Origin of the sequence: Streptomyces oceani, assembly GCF_001751245.1 — a bacterium.
GTDB lineage: Bacteria > Actinomycetota > Actinomycetes > Streptomycetales > Streptomycetaceae > Streptomyces > Streptomyces oceani.
The window spans coordinates 198,365-221,548 of record NZ_LJGU01000113.1; the positions used below are offsets into that span (position 1 = coordinate 198,365).

The window sequence follows — 23,184 nt, forward strand, 5'->3', positions numbered from 1 at the left end:
TCTCCCCCGCGAACGCCGCCGCGGATCTCCCCGCGAAGGACAGCCCCCACGCGTCCTGCCCGCCGGGGCGGGCTACTCTCGGGCGGGTGAGCGACAGGACCACGGAACCCGCGAAGAAGGTCGACCGGGAGGAGCGCATCCTCGACGCCGTCCTCGTGCTGCTGTCCCAACACGGGATCTCGGGTGTCAGCATGCGTGCCGTGTCCCAGCAGGCCGGTGTCTCGCTCGGGCTGGTCAACTACTACTACACCGACAAGGTCACGCTCATCGGCGCGGCACTGCGCCGCATCGAGAGACAGGACATGACCATCCTCGAGCCGAATCCGGCCAAGCGTCCGGAGGACAACCTCCGAGCCGCCCTCGCCCGGGTCGCCAAGCCGGAGTTCCTCACCACGGAGTACCTCTCCCTCCGGCTGCAACTGTGGGCGCTCGCGCGCGCCCACCCGGACTTCGGGGAGATCAACACGGCGGCCCAGCAGCGCTACCGCAAGGCACTCGCGGCACTCATCCGCTCGGCCCGGCCGGAACTCACCAGAGCGGAGGCGAACAAGCGGGCCGCCGACATCGACATCGTGCAGAACGGCATGTGGCTCACCTCGCTCCTCGGCCTCGACCGAGCGTCCATCCGACGGAGCGTCACCCGGTGCGAGGAGATCGCCTTCGGGTGAGCGGGCCGACCGCCACCCGCCAGGCGTACGTACCTGCCTCCGTCCGCGAACCGTCAGACCTCGCCACGCAGCCAGGCGGAGCCGATCCGCGTACGCTCCGCGCCCTCCACACGCGGACTCATCCCGCGTACGCCGGGCCGCTCGGCGGCATGCACCCGCACCGAGCCGCTGGGCCAGGAGAACTCCAGCCAGTCCTCCCCCGCGCGCGACCGGCCGCTCAGCACGTCCTCGTAGAGACGTCGGGAGAACGTCAGGTCGGTGGACGCCAGATGCGTGGTGCGCAGTCGTGCGGCCGGCCCTGCCGGGGTCTCCCAGAGCGAGGTCCACCACAGCGGCTCCTCGGCACCACTGACGCTCGGCAGCGTGGCCGGGTCCCGGGTGCGGCTCGTCAGCAACTCCTCCGCGTCCGGATAGGCCCGATCCGACTGGGCGAGCTGGATCACCACGCCGTGTGCGCCGTCCGGGGCGATGAACGCCTCACGCCACGGCGGGTGTTCGTAGCTCTCGCCCACGACCGTGCAGCCGAGCGCCCGTACGCGCGCGACCGTGGCGCGCAGGTCCGGCACGGCGAACGTCAGGTGGTGCGGCCCCTCGCCCCGCTTGGCCAGGTAGCGCGTGAGGAATCCGGAGCCGAGCGGTTCCATCAGCTCCATACGGGCCCCCTCGTCCGAGGTCCCCAGGTAGAGGAGGAGATAGCGGAACTCCGGCAGCGTCTCGCCGCCGATCGGCGTGGCACCCAGCTCGCGGCGCAGCAGCCGCGCCCAGCCCAGCGCGTCTCGCACGGCGAACGAGGTGTGGTCCAGGTCGACGCCCGGGTCACCGGACACGACCGGCTCGGCGGGAGCCGATTCCGGCTTCCTCACGTGCGTTCCCTTCCGCATCCGCTGTCGGCGGGTTCGGTCGTGGCGCCCCTGTCAGGGGAGCCGGATCATCTTCTTGTTCACGAACTCGTTGAAAGCCAGATGACCCAACTCCCGCCCGGTTCCGGAGCGCTTCACCCCGCCGAAGGGCAACTCGGCTCCCTCGACCCCGACATCGTTCACGAAGACCATGCCGGCCTCGAGCCGGTCCGCGACACGCATGGCCTGTTCCTGGTCGGAGGTGAAGACGTACGACCCCAGGCCGTACGGCGTGTCGTTGGCGACGGCCAGCGCGTGCTCCTCGTCCTCCGCCCGGTGCAGCATGGCGACGGGGCCGAACAGCTCCTCGTGGTAGGCGGGATTGTCCGCGGTCACGCCGGTGAGCACGGCGGGTGAGACGAAGTTGCCCCGGCTCGGCGCGGCTCGGTGGAGCGTCGCTCCGTGCTCGACCGCCCGCTGGACCTGCGCTTCCAACCGCTGAGCGGCCGCGCTCGACGACAGCGGGCCCAGGACGGTGTCGGGGTCGGTCGGGTCGCCTGGTTCCAGGGCGGTGAGGGCCTTGATGAACCGCTCGGCGAAGCGCTCGTAGAACTCGCTGAGGACGATGATCCGCTTGGCGGCGTTGCATGCCTGACCGGTGTTGTCGATGCGGGCGGCGACGGCCTTCTCCACCACGGTGTCCAGATCATCGTCGGTCAGGACGAGGAAGGGGTCCGAGCCGCCCAGCTCCAGCACGACCTTCTTGAGGTGGCGGCCGGCGAGTTCCGCCACCGCCTGGCCGGCGCGCTCGGAGCCGGTGAGGGACACGCCCCGTACGCGTGGGTCCGCGATCAGCTTCGCTGCCTGGTCGTTGCTGGCGTAGAGGTTGGTGTAGGCATGAGCCGGCAGACCCGCGTCGGCGAAGATCCGCTCCAGGAAGGCGGCCGACTCCGGGCATTGCGGAGCGTGCTTGAGCAGGATCGTGTTGCCGATCAGCAGGTTCGGCGCCACGAACCGGGCGACCTGGTAGGCGGGATAGTTCCACGGCATGATCCCCAGCAGCACGCCGAGCGGCGCGCTGCGCACCAGCGCGCTGCCGGACTCGAGCCGGATCTCCTGGTCAGCCAGGCAGGACCGTGCGATCTCGGCGGAGTGGCGGTAGATGTCGACGCAGAAGTCGACCTCGCCACGAGCCTGTTCGATGGGCTTGCCCATCTCGGTCACCATGATCCGCGCGAGCTCCTCGCGTCGTTCCGCGTGCAGCTCGCTGACCCGTGTGATCAGGGCGGACCGCTGCTGGAGGGTGTACTCGCGAGCCCAGGTCGACTGCGTGGCGTGGGTCGCCCGCAGGGCGGCTTCGAGCAGCTCGTCAGTGATCGTCGGGATTTCCCGCAGCAGCTCGCCGGTCGCGGGGTTGATGACTGCGTACGTGCTCATGCTCTTCCTTCAGCCGGGCCTCGTCGGTCAGCACGATACTGGCAGCCATTGAACGGATGTTCAATGGCTGCCAGTCGTTCAGGCCGGCGACGTGGTGGCCCTCAGCAGCGCGCGACATACCGAAGTGGGAACCCCTCACCGGTCAGTTCCGCCACCGGAGCACCGGCAACCACATATGGCACCGCATGACAGTGGGTGTTCCGGACATGGCTGAGTTGCGCCCTATCGCGGCTTTCGTCTTCGCACGGACTCTGGATTCCGGACCGCCGCGCACGAAGCGCGGTGCCACTGTGCGTGAAGGGTGTGACGCGGATGGGTACGTCCACACGGTGGCCGGGGCCGGGTGGCCGTACAGGCGTGTCGGGCGAGTGGACTCGGCTGAGTCGACGAGTCTCTTCCTGTCAGCCCGAGCGTCCCGGCGCCCTCAAGAAGCTGGACGGTATCGCCGCGGATCATCTGGACGTGCTGCACCGCACCATGCGGGAGGACCCGTCGGCCTTCGGACTGTACGAGGCCACCCGCGCTGCCGGTGATCGCCTCGCCGCCCACCTGAGCATCGACGCGCCACACGTCGGCACGGCACGGTTCGCCGCTCGCTTCACTCAGACGGTCGGAGGCGAAGGCGGTACGATCGCCGACGCGGCGGTCCGCCGAGCGGCCGCGGCCACCACGAGACGGCCCTGTTCTCGTATAGCTACGGCGAGCGGACATGTAGCGCTACGTGATGCTTGAGGCTGGGGTCGGCGCGAGGGTGTTGACGCGGTTCTCGTAGTCGCGGCGGGCCTTGCGCTGCGCCGGGACCACGGGGGCGCCCGGGGTGCCGTCGAGGGGCTGGCAGCGCGCGAGGAGCTGGCGGTGCACGTCGGGGGCGGCGGTGACGCGCAGGGTGTAGCCCTGTCCGCGCCGTACGGTCACGCCCTGGTCGAGCGCGGCCCGCTCGACGTCGTCCAGGGCGAAGGTGCGGAGGAAGTCGGCGACCTTGCCGGGCATGTCGAGGGTGACCGGCAGCTCCGGAACCGGGCCGTCTTCGCGGCCGGCGCCGGTGTGCTCGGGCATCAGGTCGGCGAGGGCCGTGCGGACGGCGCCGCGGCTGACGCCCAGCTCGCGGGCCAGGGCGGCGATCGAACGGCCTTCCAGGTACACGGTGCGCACGTCGGCGGTCTTGTCGGCCGGGACGGCCGGGCGCCGTCCGCCCTTGTTACTCTTCGCCTCGGCGGCCCGCAGCCCGTCGTAGGTCAGTTCGCGCTGGAGTTCTCCGGCGGCGGCGAGGGTCTGCACCATGAACTTCACGGTCGACAGCAGCTCGCCGGTGCGCGGGTGGCGGGCGGTGAGGTCCATGGCGGAGAACGCGCCGTCGTGGATGCGCAGGGCGAGGTGGCCTGTGTGGAGGGCGTCGAGCACGTCGAGGATGTGCTGGTTGCCGCGCACGAGGCGGAACATCTCGGAGATGTGCACGGTGTCGCCCGGTCGCGCGTACGTCAGCAGCTCGCCGAACTTCGGGCGGTCCAGGGGGCGGAGGCGGCTGGAGGTGCCGGCCTCCTCCTCGAAGACGACCGGGTCCTCGATCCCGGCCTCGTCCAGGAGGAGGTTCTGCCGGGCGGTCGACTGCTGGTCGGTCGAGACCCGCTTGTAGATCAGGTTCGCCACCGAGGGCCCCTTCCGTGCGGAGGAATGGACCCTACCTGTCACCAGTCACCATCGGATCTGATTGGATTCGCGCCGTCGCGGACCCCCGGATCACGCGGGTTCATTGGACACGCCGCCGCCCTGTCGTCAAAGGATCGTTTGATGAGAGGCGCGCCGTCGAAGGCCGTGGTTCTTCGGGCAGCTGTCTGTCCTGGCCCACGCTCGCCCGTCGTGGATGTGCGCATGCGGTGCCCACTACGGCCTGATGACCGCTTGAGATAGGCGATCAGGGCTTCACGAGGTGCAGTACCTGCATGCCCGCCGTCCCGGTGCCGTCATAACGGATCTCCAGCCCGGCAGCGCGGCATTGGTCCAACAGCCATGCAGAGGCCACCCGCAGCTTGGGATAGCTGCTGACGTGAAGTTCCCAACTGTTCCCTGTTCGGACGTGGAGCAGGTCGTGGACCATCACCGTGTCCTCATCGCGGTATTCGAGGAAGCAGGTAAGCAGCCGGTCGTCAGCGCTTCGCACGGGGAGGAAACGGTCGGTGCCGAGCAGTTCCGATGTAAGGTGGCGAGGTCGAACAGGGCGATAGGGCGTTCGTTGCCCGACCAGCAGCGGTCCCACAGCCACCGGGCCAACTTCCACCAGGTGTCGCCCTTCAAGTCCTGGTAGCCATAAGCGTCCTTGATGGCGTTCTGGTGGTCCCAGCGGGTACGCTCGGCGTCGTACCCGGCCAGCACCGAGGCAGGATGGCCAAGCTGGTCGGCGACGTATGCGACGACCTCGGTGGGCGTGTCCTCGGGCTTGTCCATGAAGGTGCCCAGGAACCGCACGGTGCCGAGCTGGACGGCATAGCCGAGCTGCGATCTCGCGCCATGGCAGGCTATCGCCCGCCGCCGCGCGTCGCGATCCAGCAGGAAGTAGCCGGCAAGCTGCCCGTCGTCCGACACCACGGTGAAGGTGCCGTAGCTGCGGCGCTGCTCGTCGGTCAGGAACGCCACCTGCCCCTGCACCTCCCCATGGTTCATTCCGGTGCTGTGACGGCGCTCACCTTAAGTCACATGATCAGCGGAGGCGGAATCCGGATCAGCGTGGGGCTGCCGACAGGCTCCCGCTCACTCGCGACACCGCAGGGGCCCTCAATTACCCGCTACGCGGGCCGGATATAATCGGCTTCCGGGCTGATCTCACGGCCAATGGGAGTTGTCATGTCGGTGCGGCGACTCGGTGCGCCCGAAGATCTGGAGACGTCGCATCCTCTTCCCGCGTGTTCGCCCGTCCCCCAGCGGATCACCGCGGTCGCAGTCACCGCGGACCTGCGTCGGACAGCGGTTGCGACGGCCGCACCGTGGTTCCGGGAGCTCACCGAGGTGCTGGTGCTGGCGGACGGGGCCGTGACCCGCCTGGCCGTTCCCGATCGTAGGAAGGTTGTCCGCGATCTCCTCTTCGACCCTGATGGATCGGCGCTGACTGCCATGGGCAGCGGCAACTCCATCTACCGCTGGGCGCTCGATGATCCTTGCAGGCGATGGAGGCTGGGCATGGTCGGAAGCGGCGGGTCGCTCGACCTGCGTCTCGCCCAGGTCGCGGTCGGAGGCCGGTCGTTCGCCACGGCCAACGCATTCACCCGGAATGTTGTCGTCTGGGACGTGCGGACCCGTCGTATCTGCCACGACATCCAGGAGATCTTCAAGAACCTCACGTACGACGACCGGGTGGAGGGCGAGGGAACCGTCGCCCTGAGCGCCGATGGATCACGCCTCGCCTTCTGCCGCCCTCGCCGCACGTTTTGGAAGGAAGACGAAGGGGCCGTCGTCCAGGAGATCGGCAGCGGATCCCACGCCGAGTACCGTACCGGTATTCAATGGGCGAACGGCCTGGCGTTCAGTCCGAACGGTGCCGCACTCGCCGTCGTGGGCGCCCGGCCGGATCAAACAGTAACCACGATCGTCGACCTGAATGACCCGGCCGATGATCCGGAACCGGTGGTCCTGCCGACCGACGAACGCGTCGACCGGATCAACCTGCGGCCCGTATGGTGCGGCACCGAACCGCGCGTACCGATCGTGGACCGAAACCGTGTCACCGTCTGGAACCTCGCCACGGCCACCGCCATCCTCTCGGTGGACGTCCCCGGCTCGCGGTCCGCCGCCACGCTCACCCCCGACGGCCGCACCCTGGTGATCGCTTCACCCGACGACGGCGTGCACGCCCACCCTCTGCCATGACCCCCGCGCCAACGAGGCCCCGCTGCGATGAGCACCCTTGACGAACTACTGAACGCACGCCCGACCAAAGAGATATGGCACGAAATCTGCCAGCTTCTTCCCGAGTTGAACGAGGAGCAACTGTCCACGATCGCACCCCGGGTGCTGTCCTGGCCCGCGCAGCAGCGTCCAATGCCCGACGACTGGTGGGACCAGTGGACAACGGGCGATGTGCGCCCGCACCACTCCCTCGCCGGAGTGCGCCACCTCGGGATCCTTCGCGTCGCTGACGCTGAGGACGAGCACGACGAAGGCGAGGAGACGGGACTCGACGACGCGGACTTCTACCACGGGGCAACCGCCGTAGCGGCGCCCTCCGATCTGTCCTGGGTGGCGTTGGGCGCGGCAGCCGAGTGGCACCACAACGGCGGCGACATCGTCCGCTGGAACACCATTGAGAAGGATCGGCTGACCTGGCTCCTCGGAGGAGGCGACTATCACGACGAGCCCCACGACATGCAGGTCAGCCCGGACGGTCGAACCGTGCTGACGTCCGTCGAAAGCTGCCTGCACGCCTGGTCCGCCGAGACCGGGGATGAGCTGTGGACCCATCCGGAGCGCAGCGGATCGGACGACGAGGAAGAGGAAGAGGACGACTTCGGCGACGAGGAGGACGAGGAGGACGAGGACGAAGACTTGGTCCGGATCAGCTTCAGCGGCGACAGCTGTCGAGTGGCCATCGGCACCTGCACGTCGGGCCGGGTCGAGGTCAGAGAGGCGGAGACGGGCCGGGTGGTGCTCAGCATCCCGGCCGGGCAGCAGGCCTTTGGCCCCGTCGCACTGGACGAGAATGGTCGGCTGCTGGCACACACGTCGCCGGGAGGCCGCGTGGTGGTTCGCGAGGCCGACAGCGGCACCGTGCTGGTCACCGCCCAGACCCGGCTCAGCCATGTGAACGCCCTCGCCATGGCCCCTGACGGGACCGCAGTGTTCGCCGTGGGTGGTACGGCCGACGATGCTGCACCAGCCGCCCAACTGCTGAAACTCGACCCCGCCCACGCGGTCGGTGCGCTCATCCGGCCGACGGAGCTTCCGGTCGAGATCGACACAAGCTCGTTCACTTTCGCGACGCGTGCCATGTGGACCGACCGCGGCCCGTACGCCTTCGTCACGGCGGACAAGGGCTCGGTGCTCTTCGACTCGACCGCGCGGACGCTGTGGGCATACCCAACCCGCCAGATCGTCTCGTTCACTCCCGATGGAAGAGCGATGGTGACAGTCGACGAGACCATCGAGGCATGGTTCCTCACCGGCCTGGCCGCCCCCGAGCCGACCACCGCCGGCGACTGAGGCCCAGGCGGCAGCAGCCGGAGGGGTGTGAAACTGGCGACCTCGCGTAATCGTGAGCCCTGATGAGTGCTGAGTGTAGTGAGTTCAAGCGTTGTCGCGGGCGCGTTCGAGGACGCGGTACACCGTCGCCCGGCTGACGGAGAACAGCTCGGCGAGGTCTGCGATGGTGTGTTCGCCGGTGGCGTGCTCCTTGAGGAGATCCCCTTACGGGCAAGATCCCCAAGAGGGGATCGCCACCATCGGGAGCGGTGTCAACAAATGTGACGGCAAACTGCACTCTCCGGATGGTTCCTACTCGACCGCCTATTCACAGGACGACATTATCTGCTTGTGCAAGCAATATGAAGAGGGGCTTCGTGATCGGGCATCGCGCAACCAGCCGCACCACACCGATGCGCGGTGCTGGGAGGAGCGGCAGTCACACTGCGCTGGGGTGACGGCTCCCGCCCGGCACCCGGCTCAGTCCTTCACCGGTCATGCGGGGGAGGTTGTGCTCGCCTCGTCCTGCCCGTCCGCGGGCCGGGCACCGTCGCCGCCGTGGTGGCGGTCAGGTCCAGCTCCAGGCGGCTGTTCATATCCAGTTCGAAGCGGCCGTAGGGGTTCACGTGTGTCCAGAACAGCGGGGACAGGGCCCGCCGGTCCGCGTCGGTGAGGGTGTCGGCCCACTTCGGATCGGCGAGGACCTGCTGCATCAGCAGGGTGTTGACGTGCACGAGCGCGGACTGGAGCAGGTGCAGTGCGAGCATGCTGACTTCCTGGGACTCCTTGTCCGCACCGGCCAGGTCGCCGTCCTTGCCGTAGAAGAGGTCCTTGTTCGCGCTGTTCCAGTTCTCCACGACCTGGAGCCCCTCGTGGATTTCCTGGCGCAGCTCGGCGTCGGCGAGGTAGTCGCAGATGAACGCCGTCCGCACCGCCCGGCCCAGTTCCTCGATGGCCCGGTAGGTGGGGTGCTTGGGCCCGCCGCGGGTGAAGCGGCGCAGAACCTGCTCGGCCTCGGCGGTGCCCAGCCGCAGCGCGGTGGTGTACTTCACGATCTGATCGTGCTGCTGGGCGATCAGTTCCCAGTCGATCGTCTTGTTCGACAGCACCGACGCCAGGTGCGGCCAGTTGTCGTCCTCACCTGCCGCCGGCCGGTACAGCCGTGCGGAGCCGATGTTCTTCAGCCTCGGCATCAGCTTGAAGTCGAGCATGTACGCGAAGGCGAACCCGACGATCGAGGCGCCGTGGGTGTCGGTGTACTGCCGGTCGACCTCCATGTCGGTGCAGTGCCGCAGCACGCCCTCGATCATCGCGGCGACCTCGGAGGCCGAACAGGATTTGAGCTGGGAGTAGATGCACATCGACTTCCGCTCGACGTGCCAGTAGATCATCACCCCGGGGCCGCGGTAGCGCTGGTGCCACTCGGTCATCAGGTTGCTGGACCAGGAGCCGAACTTGCGGCTGTCCGAGGCGCACGCCGTCCCGGTGCCCCACCACACCTCATCACGCACGGCGAAGGTGGCGTTCACGAGCTTCACCAGTGCGGCGCGCATGTTGGCTCGGTTGACGAACAGGTGCCGCACCCGCCGCAGCGTCGCCTCGGACTCGCCGTGCTTGCCCGTGACGGCCACCCGCTTGATTCCCATGTTGGTGCCCAGGGCGAACAGCACCAGCAGCAGCCGGCGCCGCAGCACCTCCTTGGCGGTGACCTCGCGTGTGGCCACCGAGGCGAACTCGGCGATGAAGTCGGTGTCGAACTCGGCGTACTTCAGGATGTCCAGCAGGTCGATGGTGCCCCACCGGCGCTCGATCTCAGCCTTGATGGCCACCAGGGACTCCGGCTCCTCCTGCTTGCCGCGCGGGGAGACCCTGATCCACGGCTCACCGTGCTTCCGCACGATCGACACGCCGCCCGTGGTGCCCTCCGCCAAAGCCTGCTCGAAGCGGTCCAGCGAGGTGCGCAGCCTGCCCTGCAGGGCGGTGATGAACTCGTCGGCGTCCTGCGGCTGGCCGAGCGCCGCGTAGTGCACATCCCGGTTGTCCTCGAAGTCCGCGGGCAGATCGTCCTCCGGGTTGCGCCACCGGTTCGCGCCCACCACCCAGATCTCCCGCCGACGCAGCGCGTCCCGCAAGCTGACGAGCACGCACAGCTCGTACGGGATGCGCTCGATACGGCCCCGCTCGTCCACCACCGCCGCCCGCCACTGGTCGGGCACCACACCCTCAAGTGGCACCGTCTCCGCCGGATCGAAGAACGCGCCCTTTTTGATCGGCTGCTCCGGATACCGCTTCAGCAGGTCGATCGCGTCCATCACCGGCCGGTAGGCGGTGTTGTTGCACTTCAGCTCCAGCACCCGCAGCAGCGGCGAGAGCATCCGCCGCCAGTGCGCGGAGTACGACGAGCGCAGCACGGTGCGGACCCGGGCCTTGTAGCGGGCCTCGTTCGCCGCGGCCTCGGCCGCCAGCGCCTTGAGCGTCCTCTCCCCGCCGACAACCGGATAGATCACCCGCCGCACCACGCCCGACGGGTCGGCCAGCGCCGCCTCGGCGACCCGCAGCAGCATGCCCTCCTTGCCCCGGATCTTCCTCAGCTCATTCGTGAGCTCCTTGTCGACCTTCCGCTCCGCACGGGTGTTGATCTTCAACACGAGCTGGATGAACAGGTCCACCAGGGAATCGGTGATCTCCGTCTGCCGCACATGGCACAGCGTCGCCAGCAGCGTCAGCCGCCGCGGCGGCTTCATCCGCTCCAGGTTCGCCGGATACTCCTTCGCCGCCCGCGCCCGCCAAGCGTCCACCAGTTTCTCCGACACGTCCGCGAACAGGTACGCGGGCAACTCGAGCCGCCGCACCCGCTCCAGCTTGTTCACCTCCGCCAGCAGACTCTCCAGACCCGGCGCCCCGGGGTCCGTCTTCAGCTCGGAAAAGTGCGACCGCCCGCCCCCGGCAGCCGCACCATCACCGGCGCCCTCGTCGGTGCCCTCGCCCGCGACCAGGTCCTCCAGCCGCGAGCGGGTCGCGTGGCTGAGCCGGTCCATCGTGCTGCGGCAAAACCGCTTCTCAAAGTCCTTGACCGCCTTGCCCACCAGCCGCCGCAACTGCCCCGGCGCCGGCAGTTCGATGTGGTCGTTGCGGCACCGGGCCACCACCGCCGCCGCCAACCGCTCGCGCGACAACTCCACCGGACACAGCTCGGTAGCCAGCCACTGGGTCAGCCGCTCCTGGTCCTCCTCGGTGTTCACCCGGAACCCGTACGCCGCTCGGATCTCACCCCGGTGCCGCTGGATCGCCTTGCTCTGCCAGTCGTATGCCGCCCACGCCTCCGCAGGCACCTTCACCTGCTGGGCCACGTACTCCACCGCAGCGGCCGGCACCTCCCTGGCCGACTCCGGGAACCGGGCCTCCACCTCGAAAAACTTCAGCAACAGCGCGAACCCGAGCCGAGTCGCCCCGGACTTGTTCCCCACCCGCTTCATGTCATCTTCGAGCAACGTCCAGACCTCAATCAGGTCCTCCGGCTCCCAGCCCTGCCGCACCGCGTTCCTCCGCTCCCACCCACATCACTCGTTCAGCTCAACGAGCCGCCCAGCGAAGGGGAAACGACCACCACAGTAGTCACGCAGCGCTACATGTCCGTTCGCCGTAGCTATACGAGAACAGGGCCGAGACGACTCGCGCCACCGCTCTCAGCAGCCGAAGAAGACGGGAGGCGTCTCTCCGGAGACCTGTTCTGCCTGCTCTACCAGTGGTTCTTCGCCGATGTCGTCAGCGAGTTCCTGCGTGCCGTGATCGCGGAGAAGATCAAGCTCGCCGTACCGGTGCTGCCGGGGATCGACCCGGAAGACCACATCGCTGAGTGGGTCGCCGACCACGTGCACGGCCTGCTGCCCGACCCCTGCGAAGAAGCCGCAGGACACGCGAAGGCCGCGGAGGACACAGCGGCTGTGATCGAGGACCCCGCGAGTCTGCTCCCCCGGACAGCGCGGGAACTGGTGCCTCGCGCAGCGGGACGGGCGCTCGGACTGATCAGTGAGGAATGAGGGGAAGGCGAGTTGCGCCGCACCAAGGAGGCTCCGTGGCATGACCGACTCGTACGAGTACTTCCGCTGGCTCTCCCATCCAGCGGCCGAAAGACCACCGGAACCGTGGAAGCCACTGAGCGACGCCAACTATCGGGAACGCCCCGCGCGCAGACCAGACCACATCCGCACCCTGGCGTTGGCTCCAGCGTGGGCGGAAGACCTACAGCGCGTCGCCCGCGCGGTGTTCGCCGCTGACCGGTGTGCCCCACGTACGGAGCGCTTCGACCGCTGGACCCGCCACTTGCGCCTCGACGTGCCCGTCACAGCACCCGACCGCTGGACTCAGGCCCTGCCCCACCTGCTGTCGCTGCTCTCGACCGTGACCGGTGACGTGTGGGACGTGAGTTTCCGGACCCACGAGAAGAAGCGGCACCACGCGGATCCGCTCGGCACCGAATCCCGGTACATCGCGAGCGAGTACACCGCGGACGAGGTGGCCCTCTTCTCCGGCGGTCTGGACTCTCTCGGCTGGGCCGCCAGACGGACCAGCAACACCACGTCACGCCTGCTCCTGGTGAGTTTCGAGGAAGCGAACTTCGAGACGGAACAACGCAGGCTCTTCGGTTTCGTGTCCGGCCTGAGGAAGCCCCTTCCGCGTCTCCTCTCCGAGAACCAGGCCGTCATCGGCCCCGGAGGCCGCCGGCACGCTGAACGTTCCACTCGCTCACGCGGTCTGCTGTACGCCGCGGGGGCGGTGAAGGCGGCAGCCGCGGAGCGCGTTCCGCTCGTGCACGTCCCCGAGAACGGCCAGCTCGCGGTCAACTTCCCGTTGTCCGCCGCCCGTTCCGCTGCCTGCTCGACCCGGTCCGTACACCCGTGGACGCTGCACCATCTCAACCGTGTGATCGCGGAGATCGCCGCACCCGGCGCAGAAGTGCGGGTGACGAACCCCTTCGCGGACCGCACCAAGGGGGAGGTCTGCGTGGCCGCGCGGGACGCGGGGCTGCCACGGGAAGTGCTGGAAGCCACGATCAGCTGCGGCCAACCGCCACGGCGGCAACCTGGTCGTTCCGACCTCGCTCACTGTGGCGTGTGTTTCCCCTGCCTGATCCGCCGTTCTGGTCTGCTGTATGCCTTCGGCGAGGACAACACCCCGTACGCCGCCGATCCCTGGGACGCCGGATTACCAACGGAGAAGCAACGACTCTGGAGTGCCCTGCGCCGCTGGCTGGCTCGCGACTACTCGGTGCTCGATCTCATCGCCGACCATCCGCTGCCAGCTCAAGCCGAACCCGGCGAACTGCTGAAGGTCATCGAGCGAGGGCGCGACGAGCTCCGCGGCTGGGTGGCCTGGTCCGTCGATTCGCGTAGACGCTGACGCGCTCCATGGGGGTGCGAGCCACCCGACGCGGGTCGGCGTGTACTGGCACGTTCTCTCCACCGGTACGGCTCCGTAGCCGCACTCAGGCCGCTTCCCCGGCCTGTATCTCGTCATCACGGGGACGCCGGCGTTCTACGAGGGACCGCAGGGTGTCTCGCGGCTCGCTCCGCTCGCTCAGCGCCTCGCCACGGACTTCACCACCGAACCCCGCTTCGACAATCCGCGGGCCGTGCAACTGCGGCTGCCCGGATTCACCCAGGAGTCACTGACGAGCCTCGGAGTCACCATCCGCGATCTGTACGCCGAGGGAGCGACCGCTCCCGAGCGGGTCAGGGAAGCCGCCGACGACGCGTACGTCCGGGACCTGGCGACAGCGGTCGGTGGCGCCCTGGGCGGCAAGGTGGGCGTCACGCCCCGGCTGTTCCTCAAGAAGCTGGTCGGTGATGTCCTCGACCGCGTCGACCAGTTCGACGACTTCGACCCCCGTCAGCACTATCGGCTCACCGTCAGCGGCGGCGAACTCACCGATGCCGAACTCACCCGCGCCCTGCGCGAGGTGCTGCTCGGCACGGACCCCAGGGTGGCACTCACCCGCCGGGCCGAAGCCGGCCTCGCCGAGTCGCGCGACGAGTTCGCCCCGCACACCACGCACCCCGGCGGAACGCTCGTGACGCGCTCGGGGAGCAACGTACGTTGGTGGACCTGGGCCGGTTACCGGGCCAACGCCACGCTCGCGGCGACCTTGCGGTCGGTTGCCGACCCCGTGCGGCAACCGACCGACGCCTTCGTCCGGTTACGGGAAGACCTCACCTCCGAGATGTGGCAGGACGCCCACCGCGCGACGGACCAGGGCACGGCTCTGCTGCCGCCCGAGGTGAACCAACGCGCGGTGGAGGGGCTGAAGTTCTCCGTGGCGCTCCCGCCTCGGCTCGCGACCGCGACGGTCGCCGCGCGGCTCGCCGACTTCACCGGCGCGCGTGCGGTGCTCGAGGAGCCCGTACGCTTCCACACCCGGCCCCCGGCGTGAGCCCGTACCAGTGACCTGCTGGTACGGCATGGGGCGGCCCGCTCCAGGCGGGCGTCACCCGGGCCTCGGGCCCCGGTCGGCCAGGCAGCAGTCCGCGCACTTCGTGCCGTTCGGGGCGCGGTAGTAGAGACAGCAGCTGCGCCGGCGGAACGTCAGATCCGGGCCGGTGAGTTGCCCGGTGCCGGCCAGACGACCGGTGGTCAGCAGTTCGGTCACGGTGCTGGTCAACGGATCTCGAAGCCCGGGGTGTGCCGCCAGCAGTGTCCGGGCCGCCTCGACGAGCGCGGAAGCGGCGTTGCCGTCCAGCAAGCGCGGGGCGACGCGGACGCGCAGCCCTTTCGCCAGGGCGTCCAGATGGCCCATGACCTGGCCGTACAGCGCCGCGTTGACGTCCGGGAGCCGGTCGGCGTACCACCCGGCGGCCCGGGGCAGCCACAGGCCCGGGCCCTCGTCGGCGCGGTGCACGGTGCTCAGGTCCAGGACCACGCCGTGCAGCAGGACGCAGGCCAGGGACGGGGACCACAGGCGTGCGGCGTGCCCGAGTTGGGCGATGGAGACGCCGACGCGCTGGTCGGACGTACGGTGCCGTTCGGCGACGGCACGGGCCTGGTCCCGGAAGCCGCGGGCGTAGGAGTCGGCGACAGGGTGCCATCCCTGCCCGGAGCCGCCCGCCGGCAGGACGAAGAAGCCACCGTGGTCAGCCGACGCGTCGAGTGCGGCAAGCACCTCTCCAGCGGGTGCCCGGGCGTTGGCCCCGTCCAACCCCCGCCTCCCGGGTTCCGTTCCGTCGTCCTCAGTCCCGGACATACGACGGCACGTCATGTCCAGGGGCCGCGCGGCGTCCGGGCGGTGTGCAGGCGTGCAGACCGAGGATCTCCGGCAGGGGCGCTACGCCGGGACCACCGGCGCGTACCCACGCGAGGATGTCCTCAGTCGCCTCCGGGTCGTTGACCAGTCCCAACCAGACCGGCCGCGCGCCGGCGTTCCGCCCCTCCGCGGAGGGCTGTACGACGATGACGTTGGCCTGGTCACAGACGTCGAGGCAGTCGGAAACTCGAACCGGTGCCGCCTCGCGCAGGCGCTCGGTCTGTGCCGTGTGGTCGATACCGGTCACCTTGGCGGTGCCACAGCAGCAGTCCCGGCACACGACGAGGCGGCACGGCACCGCTCCGGTCTCGGATGCGTACGGCGGCTGGCCGGTGGTCGCGTCGGCCGGTGTCGCGGACATGCCGCGCCCTCCCTCTCTCCGGGGAGATCCGCCCCGGTGGTCCGTCGAGGAGGCGACCGCGTGAGTCTCCTGGCTCTCGGGTCAACGCCTGCCCCGGCCTTCCCACCCGCTGTCGGGCAGTGGCCTGTTGGGACCGGCTCGCCGATCACAGTGGCGGGACCGCGCCGGATTCACACCGGCTTCCTCGTTCCGCCGTCGCCTTGTCACGGGAATGATTCCATGCGGGAGGCGCCCGCGCCAGATGCCCTACTCGCCTCGACCTTTCGCTCCGCTTGGGTGTCCGGACGAGCCGGTCGGTCGTATCAACGGCGCCGCTTGGTCGGCACCCAGTTCAAGAGCGGGCCCGCCCATGTCGGTGGCCGATCGGTGACCGTGAGCCGCCCAACCACGGGGGTCACACGTGCTTGCCGCCGCTGCCCGCGGGCACCGGCTCCTGGACGGCGTCCGCCGCGCCGGGTCCCGCGGCCAACGGCCGCTGGCGGGGGATGAAGGAGGCGACCGCCAGGGCGAGGAGGGCCGCGCCGGCCCCGATTGCCATCACTGTGCGGAATCCGTCCTGTGAGGTGACGTCAGCCGAGCCGAAGCTGGTGGTCATCTGGGCCAGCACCACACCGGCGAGGGCGCTGGAGACGGAGGTGCCGACAGCCCGCATGAGGGTGTTGAGGCTGTTGGCGGCGGCGGTCTCAGAAGCCGGGACGGCGCTCATGATCAGGGCGGGCATCGCCCCGTACGCCAGGCCGACACCGGCGCCGATCACACAGGAGGCCAGCACGAGCTGCCAAATCTGCGACATGAGGAAGATGTTGAGCACATAACCGGCGGCGACCGTGACCGCACCCAGCATCAGGGTCACCTTCGGCCCCCGGGCCCGGGAAACGCGCGCGGAGAACGGGGCCATCGCCATCATCACCAAGCCCTGTGGTGCGAGTACCAGGCCGGTGACGAGCAGGGACTGTCCGAGACCGTAGCCGGTGGCCTCGGGAAGCTGCAGCAGCTGCGGCAGCACCAGGGACATCGCGAACATGGAGAAGCCGAACGACACGGACGCCAGGTTGGTGAACAGCACCTGCTTGCGGGCGGCGACCCTCAGGTCCACCAAGGCATGCGAGGTGCGCAGCTGTTGGGCGCCCCAGACGAGCAGAATCACGACACCGGCGGCGAACAGGCCCAGGGTCGTGCCGCTGGTCCACCCCCACGCCTTGCCCTTGGAGATGGCGAGCAGCAGGCAGACGAGCGCGGCGGAGAGGCCGAGTCCGCCGACGAGGTCGAAGCGGCCTCCGGTGCGCACCCGTGACTCCGGGACCAGGGAGACGACGAGCGCGGTGGCCAGGGCGCCGGCGACGGCGGAGACCCAGAAGAGCAGGTGCCAGTCGAAGTGGTCCGCGATCAACGCGGCGGCGGGCAGACCAAGGGCGCCGCCGACACCGAGCGAGGCGCTCATCACAGCGGTCCCGGAGGTCAGCTTCTCGGCCGGCAGCTCGTCGCGCATGATGCTGATGCCGAGCGGGATCACACCCGCGGACAGCCCCTGCAACACGCGCCCGATGACGATCGGTGCGAGGGAGTCGGCGAGACCGCACACCACCGACCCGACGGTCAGCAGTGCGAGGCTCACCAGCAGCATGCGGCGCTTGCCGTACATGTCGCCGAGACGGCCGACGACCGGGGTGGCGACCGCGGAGGCTAGCAGGGTGGCGGTGACCGCCCAGGCGGTGTTGGCGGGTGAGGCGTCAAGAAGCTCGGGCAACCGCGGAACCAGCGGGATGACCAGGGTCTGCATCAGCGAGACCACGATTCCCGCGAACGCCAGCACTGCCAGGACGAGGTTCGCCCGCGAGGCCGGGACCTTCGCGGGGTCAGCGGGCAGAGTGGGGGTCTCGGGCATGGGAAGGGTCCTCCGTCTGGACAAGCGGGACGTCGAGCGACAGACTTTTAATTCAAGCCATTGATTTAAATTTAGGAGTCGTCGGTTCCTTTGGTCAAACGGACCCTACGAAAGGGGCAACCAACGTTGCCGGATTCGCGACATCCGCCCTTCGTCCCGTACCGAGACCGTGCCCCGAAGGCCGCGACCCCCAACTGGGCGCTCGGTAGGCTGGTTACCGCGTCTCCCGCCAGCTACGAGGACACGGGAGTTACGGATGGCATAGGCGACTGGCCATCCCGGGCAGCGTGAAGTCTCAGAGCGGTGAGGGCAGTGGCCGGCAGAAGTGTGCGCGAGGAGAAGGTCGGGGCGACCAAGGAAGCCATCCTCACGGCGGCGGAGCGCCTCTTCGCCGAACGCGGCGTCCACAACGTCTCCAACCGCCAGATCAGCGACGCCGCCGGCCAGGGCAACACGACCGCGGTCAACTACCACTTCGGCAACAAGACCGACCTGGTACGCGCCATCTCCCGGCGTCACACAGAACAGATCGAGCTGATCCGCGACCGACTCGTCGTCGCGACCCAGGGATCCACGACACTGCGGGACTGGGTGGCCTGCATGGTCCGCCCGGTCACCGAACACCTGGACAGCCTGGGCAGTCCCACCTGGTACGCCCGGTTCAACGCCCAGGTGACGGCCGACCCCGCGCTCTACGAGGCCATCGCGACCGAACCGGCCTCCGCTCCCTCGCTCCGCACGCTTCTCGACGGCCTCAACGCTCGCCTGCCTGACCTTCCACCCGAGGTCCAAGCCGCCCGTGGGGCAATGGCCCGGCACCTCATCGTCCAGATGTGTGTCGAGAGGGAACGCGCCCTCGCCAGCGGCGAGTCGTACCCGCCCGGGGTGTGGACGGACACCGCCGACCTGCTCATCGACGCGCTCACCGGCCTGTGGGACGCGCCGGTGAGCGGTCCGGCAGGGTAGCCGCGCCCACGCGCGAAACCCACCCCGTGACCCCATCCCCGGCAAGAACCGCGGCTCAGCGACCCTTCTCGCCCGGCTCCAGGATCGCCACGCACTCCATGTGATGCGTCATCGGGAACAGGTCGAAGGCGCGCACGAAGCGCGCGACGTATCCCTCTTCCCGGAAGTATCCGAGGTCCCGCGCCAGCGCCGCCGGGTCGCAGGCGACGTACGCGACACGGCGCGCGCCGAGCCCGGCGAGCTGTCGCACCGTCCGTCGGCCGGCACCCGCGCGGGGCGGGTCCAGCACCACGAGGTCGGCCTCGGTGATCCCGGTGCGTGGAAGTACGGACTCCACCTTGCCGTGCTCGATCCGCACCCGGGCGGAGTCACCCAGGTTGTGCCGGGCGTCCTCGGCGGCGCGCTTGTCCGACTCGACCCCGAGCACCGCCCCCTGGTCCCCCACCCGGTCCGCGAGGGCCCCCGCGAACAGCCCGACTCCGCAGTACAGGTCCAGCGCCATCTCACCCTTACGCGGCGTGAGCCCCCGCATCACCGTGTCCACCAGCAACTCCGCGGCCTGAGCGTGCCCCTGCCAGAAGCCGCCGTTGCCGACCCGCCAGGTACGCCCGTCGGCGCGCTCGCGTACGTACGGTCGGCCGTGCACCCGGTGTACGGCCTGGTCCCGTTCTCCGACCCGGAGCACCGACACCGGGCGGTCCAGCTCCACCAGCGGCAACCGCCCACCGGGCCGCGGCGTGAGGATCACCTGCCGGTCGTGCGAACCGGTGGCGGCGATCGCGTCCACGGCGGCGATCTGTGGCCAGCTGCGCTGCTCGACACCCAGCTCACGCACCCCCTCGCTGGCGATCAGGCAGCGGTCGATCGGCTCCACCTCGTGCGAACGATGCCGCCGCAGTCCGGCACGCCCCTCGGCGTCCACCGCGTAGTGCACCCGGGTCCGCCAGGCGGGGACCTCGCCGGACGGCACCTTGTCGCCGGGCGCCGGCTCGACGGTCCCGTCCCAGTGCACGTCCTCGGCTGTGAGCCCGGCCAGTCGCCACAGCTGCTCCGTCAGTACCTGCGCCTTCAGCCGCCGCTGCGCGCCGGGCTTGGCGTGCTGCCAGTCGCAGCCGCCGCAGAGCCCCGGGCCCGCGTACGGGCACGGGGCGGGGATCCGGTCCTTGGACGCCTCGAGCACCTCGACGGCGTCCGCCCGCAGGTAGCTGGAGGCGGCGTCGCCCTCGGTCACCCGCACCCGAACCCGCTCGCCGGGCAGGGTGTGGCGCACGAACAGCACCTGTCCTCCGGGCGTACGGGCCACGCAGTGTCCGCCGTGTGCGACGGCGCCGATCTCCACGGTGTACTCCTCGCCGACGCGGGAGGGCGTCTCCTCCGTACCGGGTTCGACGCTCGTACGGGCTTCGGCGCTGTCGGGCTGCGGCTCAGACATGAGGGGGTGGCTCCAGATACGTGGACGGACGGGGCTGGTGAACCGGTCCGGTGAACCGGTCTGGTCAAGGCGAGCTGCGGAGGGTCCGGGCGAGCCAGCCGTCCAGTCTACTGGGCGATCTCGGAGTCCCCGTACGGGTCTTGGCAACCACCCGGGCCGACCGCGTACGCGCGTCCGCTCGGCTCATCAGTACGATGACCGCGACGGAGCACAGACCACCAGCGAGAGGCTCTCTGGGAAACAGTCGTGCGATCCTGATACGGCCCTGTACGGGATGAGAGGGACGGGCGTGCACATTGTGATCATGGGGTGCGGTCGGGTCGGCTCCGAACTCGCACTGGCCCTGGAACAGCAGGGCCATACCGTCGCCATCGTGGACCGCGATCCGACGTCGTTCCGACGCCTCGGAGCCGGTTTCGGCGGCCGCAGAGTGACCGGTATCGGCTTCGACCAGGACACCCTACGAGAGGCCGGTATAGAGGAGGCGGGCGCCTTCGCCGCCGTCAGCAGCGGGGACAACTCGAACATCATCTCCGCCCGGGTCGCCCGGGAGACGTTCGGTGTGGAGAACGTCGCCGCGCGCATCTACGACCCGCGTCGGGCCGAGGTGTACGAGCGGCTGGGCATCCCGACCGTCGCCACCGTGCGATGGACGGCCGACCAGATGCTGCGCAGGCTGCTGCCCAGCGGCGCCGAACCGCTCTGGCGCGATCCCACCGGGGGCGTGCAGCTCGCTGAGGTGCACGCCGCGGAGTCCTGGGTCGGGGTACGGATCAGCAGGTTGCAGGAGGAGGCCCGGGTGCGGATCGCGTTCCTGACCCGGCTGGGCGAGGCGATGCTCCCCGGCACCGATACGGTGTTGCAGGAGGGCGATCTCGTGCACGTGATGATGCGCTGTGACCAGGTGGCCGAGGTCGAAGCGGTGTTCGCCAAGGGGCCCAAGGAGGCACAGCAGCGATGAGGGTGGCGATTGCCGGAGCCGGCGCGGTGGGCCGTTCGATCGCCGGCGAACTCCTGGAGAACGGCCACGAGGTACTGCTGATCGACAAGACACCGACGGCGATCTCCGTTGAGCGGGTGCCCCAGGCCGAGTGGCTGCTGGCCGACGCGTGCGAGATCACCTCGCTCGACGAGGCGGCGCTGGAGCGCTGCCACGTGGTGATCGCCGCGACCGGCGACGACAAGGTGAACCTGGTCGTCTCGCTGCTCGGGAAGACGGAGTACGGCGTGCCCCGGGTCGTCTCGCGGGTGAACAACCCCAAGAACGAGTGGCTGTTCAACGAGTCGTGGGGAGTCGATGTCGCCGTCTCCACACCTCGGTTGATGTCCGCGCTGGTCGAGGAGGCGGTGAGTGTCGGTGACCTCGTCCGGCTGATGCGCTTCTCCCAGGGGGACGCCAACCTCGTCGAGCTGACCCTGGCCCCGGAGGCGGCCCTGGTCGGCACCGCCGTGGGCGAGGTCAAGTGGCCGCAGGACACCTCCCTGGTCACGATCATCCGCGGCAACCGGGTCCTGACGCCCTCCCCCGAGGACGCGCTCGAGGCGGGCGACGAGTTGCTGTTCGTGGCGGCGCCGGCCCGCGAGGAGCAGTTGGAGGAGTTGCTGTCGGGACGGGGCGGCTGACCGACAGTGACCGACCGGCGAGGCGCGCACGGCTCGTACGGCTGGTACCACCCGTACGAGCCGCCGCGCTCAGCGGCGGTGCCGGCCGGGGAGGCGTGACTCCGCGGTGTCGTCTCCCTGGTCGGGGTCCGTGGTCGGTGCCTGGGCCGGCGTCGCGTCCGGCTGCTCGCCCGTGGCCGTCTCCCGTGCGGCCTTCGCCGCCTCCTCGGCCTCTTCCTCCGCCTCCATCTCGGCGATGACGTCGATCGGTGGCGGCGCCTTGGCGAGGAAGATCCAGGTGAGGTAGACCGCGAGCAACAGCGGCGGGATCTTCAGTGCCACCGTCACCCAGCCGAACCGGGTCGGGTCCGACCACCAGTACAGCGGGAAGAGGATCGCGGCCTTGCCCAGGAAGATGAAGCCCCAGGCGTAACTGGCCTTCACATAGGCCCGCTTGCGGCCCGGGTTGCGGGTGCGCCAGGAGAGGTTCTCCCGGAAGATCGGTCCGAGGATCACACCGAGCAGCGGCCAACCCGCGAAGGCGCTGAGGAGGTACGCGAGGGACAGCCCCAAGCCGTAGAGCATGCCCGGCAGATAGAAGTCCTTCGCGTTGCCCGTGACCATCGCGAAGACGACTCCGACCAGCACCCCGAAGACGCCGCTGAACGCGTGCTTGAGGGTGTCCCGCCGCACGAGCCGTGCCACCCCGAGCAGAGCCGAGAGAACCAGAGCGGCGATGGCGGAGGATCGCAGATCCTGGTTGATCGTGAAGATCAGGATGAAGACAAGGCCGGGGACCGTGGTCTCCACCAGGCCGCGTACGCCGCCGAACGCCTCGAACAGGGCCGCCTCGGTGAGCGCGTGCGGATTGTCCGGCGCGGACTCGTCCGGCGCTTCGTCCTGGTCGGCGCCGGTCGACTTGTCGAGGGAGGACACCCGCTACTCCTGTCCGAGAGGTCGCAGCTCGTACTTGGGATTGAACAGCACCGGGCGACCACGGTTCATCGCGATCCGCCCCCAGACGATCATCTTCCGGCCTGGTTCCACGCCCGCGATCGCCCGCCGGCCCAGCCAGACGACGTCCAGGGCCGCCGAACCGTCGAAGAGTTCCGCCTCCAGCGAGGGCACTCCGGCACGTGGTTGCAGGGTGACGGTGCGCAGTGTACCGGTCACGCGCACGACTTGCCGATCCCCGCAGTCGCGGATCGGCGTACACCCCGCCCCGGAGGCGTCCTCTTCCGACGCCAGCGCCGCGTCCTCCTCCGGAGCGGACAACCGCTCCAGGAAACGCCGGAACCGGCCAGCTCGCTTCGCTTGCGGGATGGCGCCTGTCATGACCGCCAGCGTACCGGTGCGTGCCGCGCCTCTTCACGTGGTGGGTTGGTCGGCGATGGTCAGGGAGGGCTGGACGGCGAGCGCCCCGCGATGGCGGCCCGTTGCCGCTGGCCGCCGAGGGGCTCCGGGTCGCTGCTCGTGGTGCTATCGAGACCGACTGGGACCAGCGGCGCAAGCGCCGGGCCAGCCACGCGGC

The 23,184-nt window shown here is 69.4% G+C and carries 20 protein-coding genes, 3 pseudogenes and 1 riboswitch; of the genes and pseudogenes, 10 read left to right on the plus strand and 13 right to left on the minus strand.

Annotation, left to right across the window (positions count from 1 at the left end):
* Positions 1–86: 86 nt before the first annotated feature.
* The gene (locus AN216_RS06720) at positions 87–668 is read left to right on the plus strand and encodes a TetR/AcrR family transcriptional regulator (protein WP_070195668.1); all 582 of its coding nucleotides are present in this window, start codon (positions 87–89) and stop codon (positions 666–668) included.
* A gap of 53 nt (positions 669–721) precedes the next feature.
* On the opposite strand, the gene AN216_RS06725 is transcribed toward AN216_RS06720, so the two are convergent.
* The 5 genes from AN216_RS06725 to AN216_RS06750 form a co-directional block, all read right to left on the minus strand.
* A complete protein-coding gene (locus tag AN216_RS06725; protein ID WP_170843051.1) occupies positions 722–1,531 on the minus strand; it encodes a VOC family protein in 810 nt (269 codons plus the stop codon).
* A 51-nt stretch (positions 1,532–1,582) separates the two neighbouring features.
* A complete protein-coding gene (locus AN216_RS06730; protein ID WP_070195670.1) occupies positions 1,583–2,944 on the minus strand; it encodes an NAD-dependent succinate-semialdehyde dehydrogenase in 1,362 nt (453 codons plus the stop codon).
* Between the two features lie 717 nt (positions 2,945–3,661).
* Complete coding sequence (locus AN216_RS06740) at positions 3,662–4,591, minus strand: recombinase family protein (protein WP_070195672.1); 930 nt, start codon at positions 4,589–4,591, stop codon at positions 3,662–3,664.
* A gap of 265 nt (positions 4,592–4,856) precedes the next feature.
* On the minus strand, positions 4,857–5,039 hold the full coding sequence (locus tag AN216_RS06745; RefSeq protein ID WP_070195673.1) for a hypothetical protein: 183 nt from the start codon (positions 5,037–5,039) through the stop codon (positions 4,857–4,859).
* On the minus strand, positions 5,039–5,575 hold the full coding sequence (locus AN216_RS06750; protein WP_170843052.1) for a DUF4158 domain-containing protein: 537 nt from the start codon (positions 5,573–5,575) through the stop codon (positions 5,039–5,041). The genes AN216_RS06745 and AN216_RS06750 overlap by 1 nt, the downstream gene beginning before the upstream one ends.
* Before the next feature lie 369 nt (positions 5,576–5,944).
* On the opposite strand from AN216_RS06750, the gene AN216_RS06755 reads away from it, so the two are divergent.
* Both AN216_RS06755 and AN216_RS29115 read left to right on the plus strand, forming a co-directional pair.
* A complete protein-coding gene (locus AN216_RS06755; RefSeq protein WP_170843053.1) occupies positions 5,945–6,802 on the plus strand; it encodes a WD40 repeat domain-containing protein in 858 nt (285 codons plus the stop codon).
* A 27-nt stretch (positions 6,803–6,829) separates the two neighbouring features.
* Complete coding sequence (locus AN216_RS29115; protein WP_070195675.1) at positions 6,830–8,131, plus strand: WD40 repeat domain-containing protein; 1,302 nt, start codon at positions 6,830–6,832, stop codon at positions 8,129–8,131.
* An 84-nt stretch (positions 8,132–8,215) separates the two neighbouring features.
* Here the strand turns inward: AN216_RS29115 and AN216_RS26600 are convergent.
* Both AN216_RS26600 and AN216_RS06765 read right to left on the minus strand, forming a co-directional pair.
* Positions 8,216–8,317 (minus strand): annotated as a pseudogene (locus AN216_RS26600) (helix-turn-helix domain-containing protein); the annotation flags it as partial.
* Between the two features lie 281 nt (positions 8,318–8,598).
* Complete coding sequence (locus tag AN216_RS06765) at positions 8,599–11,646, minus strand: Tn3 family transposase (protein ID WP_070195676.1); 3,048 nt, start codon at positions 11,644–11,646, stop codon at positions 8,599–8,601.
* 93 nt (positions 11,647–11,739) lie between these two features.
* Here AN216_RS06765 and AN216_RS28610 point away from each other — a divergent pair, with 93 nt between their 5' ends.
* From AN216_RS28610 to AN216_RS30015, 4 genes and pseudogenes are all read left to right on the plus strand, one after another.
* The gene (locus AN216_RS28610) at positions 11,740–12,150 is read left to right on the plus strand and encodes a hypothetical protein (RefSeq protein WP_139140868.1); all 411 of its coding nucleotides are present in this window, start codon (positions 11,740–11,742) and stop codon (positions 12,148–12,150) included.
* Positions 12,151–12,190: 40 nt separating this feature from the next.
* Positions 12,191–13,510: a 7-cyano-7-deazaguanine synthase gene (locus tag AN216_RS06775; protein ID WP_070195678.1), complete on the plus strand. Its 1,320-nt coding sequence runs from the start codon at positions 12,191–12,193 to the stop codon at positions 13,508–13,510.
* 82 nt (positions 13,511–13,592) lie between these two features.
* Positions 13,593–14,048: pseudogene (locus AN216_RS26605) on the plus strand (BREX system ATP-binding domain-containing protein); the annotation flags it as partial.
* A pseudogene (locus AN216_RS30015) lies at positions 14,049–14,540 on the plus strand (DEAD/DEAH box helicase); the annotation flags it as partial.
* Between the two features lie 54 nt (positions 14,541–14,594).
* Here AN216_RS30015 and AN216_RS06785 read toward each other — a convergent pair.
* From AN216_RS06785 to AN216_RS06795, 3 genes are all read right to left on the minus strand, one after another.
* Positions 14,595–15,302 carry a (2Fe-2S)-binding protein gene (locus AN216_RS06785; RefSeq protein ID WP_070195680.1) on the minus strand — a complete coding sequence of 236 codons (708 nt, stop codon included), beginning with the start codon at positions 15,300–15,302 and terminating at the stop codon, positions 14,595–14,597.
* A gap of 31 nt (positions 15,303–15,333) precedes the next feature.
* Positions 15,334–15,768: a hypothetical protein gene (locus AN216_RS06790; protein WP_070195681.1), complete on the minus strand. Its 435-nt coding sequence runs from the start codon at positions 15,766–15,768 to the stop codon at positions 15,334–15,336.
* A gap of 42 nt (positions 15,769–15,810) precedes the next feature.
* Positions 15,811–15,994, minus strand: a riboswitch (cobalamin riboswitch).
* Between the two features lie 168 nt (positions 15,995–16,162).
* Positions 16,163–17,653, minus strand: a complete 1,491-nt coding sequence (locus AN216_RS06795) for an MFS transporter (protein ID WP_070195682.1) — start codon at positions 17,651–17,653, stop codon at positions 16,163–16,165.
* 312 nt (positions 17,654–17,965) lie between these two features.
* Here AN216_RS06795 and AN216_RS06800 point away from each other — a divergent pair, with 312 nt between their 5' ends.
* Complete coding sequence (locus tag AN216_RS06800; RefSeq protein ID WP_070195683.1) at positions 17,966–18,619, plus strand: TetR/AcrR family transcriptional regulator; 654 nt, start codon at positions 17,966–17,968, stop codon at positions 18,617–18,619.
* Between the two features lie 55 nt (positions 18,620–18,674).
* Here the strand turns inward: AN216_RS06800 and AN216_RS06805 are convergent, their stop codons facing one another.
* Complete coding sequence (locus tag AN216_RS06805) at positions 18,675–20,051, minus strand: class I SAM-dependent RNA methyltransferase (RefSeq protein WP_079166336.1); 1,377 nt, start codon at positions 20,049–20,051, stop codon at positions 18,675–18,677.
* Positions 20,052–20,340: 289 nt separating this feature from the next.
* Here AN216_RS06805 and AN216_RS06810 point away from each other — a divergent pair, with 289 nt between their 5' ends.
* Positions 20,341–21,012: a potassium channel family protein gene (locus tag AN216_RS06810; RefSeq protein WP_070195684.1), complete on the plus strand. Its 672-nt coding sequence runs from the start codon at positions 20,341–20,343 to the stop codon at positions 21,010–21,012.
* Complete coding sequence (locus AN216_RS06815) at positions 21,009–21,674, plus strand: potassium channel family protein (RefSeq protein WP_070195685.1); 666 nt, start codon at positions 21,009–21,011, stop codon at positions 21,672–21,674. Before AN216_RS06810 ends, AN216_RS06815 begins: the two co-directional genes overlap by 4 nt.
* Positions 21,675–21,743: 69 nt before the next feature.
* Here AN216_RS06815 and AN216_RS06820 read toward each other — a convergent pair whose 3' ends face one another.
* Together AN216_RS06820 and AN216_RS06825 are read right to left on the minus strand one after the other, a co-directional pair.
* The gene (locus AN216_RS06820; protein ID WP_070195686.1) at positions 21,744–22,589 is read right to left on the minus strand and encodes a DUF3159 domain-containing protein; all 846 of its coding nucleotides are present in this window, start codon (positions 22,587–22,589) and stop codon (positions 21,744–21,746) included.
* Between the two features lie 3 nt (positions 22,590–22,592).
* Positions 22,593–22,988, minus strand: coding sequence for an OB-fold nucleic acid binding domain-containing protein (locus AN216_RS06825; protein ID WP_070195687.1), 396 nt, complete (start codon positions 22,986–22,988; stop codon positions 22,593–22,595).
* Positions 22,989–23,184 lie beyond the last annotated feature (196 nt).

Bases quoted from the DNA above. Each gene is read 5' to 3' on its own strand.
- AN216_RS06795 (WP_070195682.1), bottom strand. From the start codon at position 17,653: ATGCCCGAGACCCCCACTCTGCCCGCTGACCCCGCGAAGGTCCCGGCC.
- AN216_RS29115 (WP_070195675.1), top strand. From the start codon at position 6,830: ATGAGCACCCTTGACGAACTACTGAACGCACGCCCGACCAAAGAGATA.
- AN216_RS06745 (WP_070195673.1), bottom strand. From the start codon at position 5,039: ATGGTCCACGACCTGCTCCACGTCCGAACAGGGAACAGTTGGGAACTT.
- AN216_RS06805 (WP_079166336.1), bottom strand. From the start codon at position 20,051: ATGTCTGAGCCGCAGCCCGACAGCGCCGAAGCCCGTACGAGCGTCGAA.
- AN216_RS06825 (WP_070195687.1), bottom strand. From the start codon at position 22,988: ATGACAGGCGCCATCCCGCAAGCGAAGCGAGCTGGCCGGTTCCGGCGT.
- AN216_RS06730 (WP_070195670.1), bottom strand. From the start codon at position 2,944: ATGAGCACGTACGCAGTCATCAACCCCGCGACCGGCGAGCTGCTGCGG.
- AN216_RS28610 (WP_139140868.1), top strand. From the start codon at position 11,740: ATGTCCGTTCGCCGTAGCTATACGAGAACAGGGCCGAGACGACTCGCG.
- AN216_RS06775 (WP_070195678.1), top strand. From the start codon at position 12,191: ATGACCGACTCGTACGAGTACTTCCGCTGGCTCTCCCATCCAGCGGCC.
- AN216_RS06815 (WP_070195685.1), top strand. From the start codon at position 21,009: ATGAGGGTGGCGATTGCCGGAGCCGGCGCGGTGGGCCGTTCGATCGCC.
- AN216_RS06790 (WP_070195681.1), bottom strand. From the start codon at position 15,768: ATGTCCGCGACACCGGCCGACGCGACCACCGGCCAGCCGCCGTACGCA.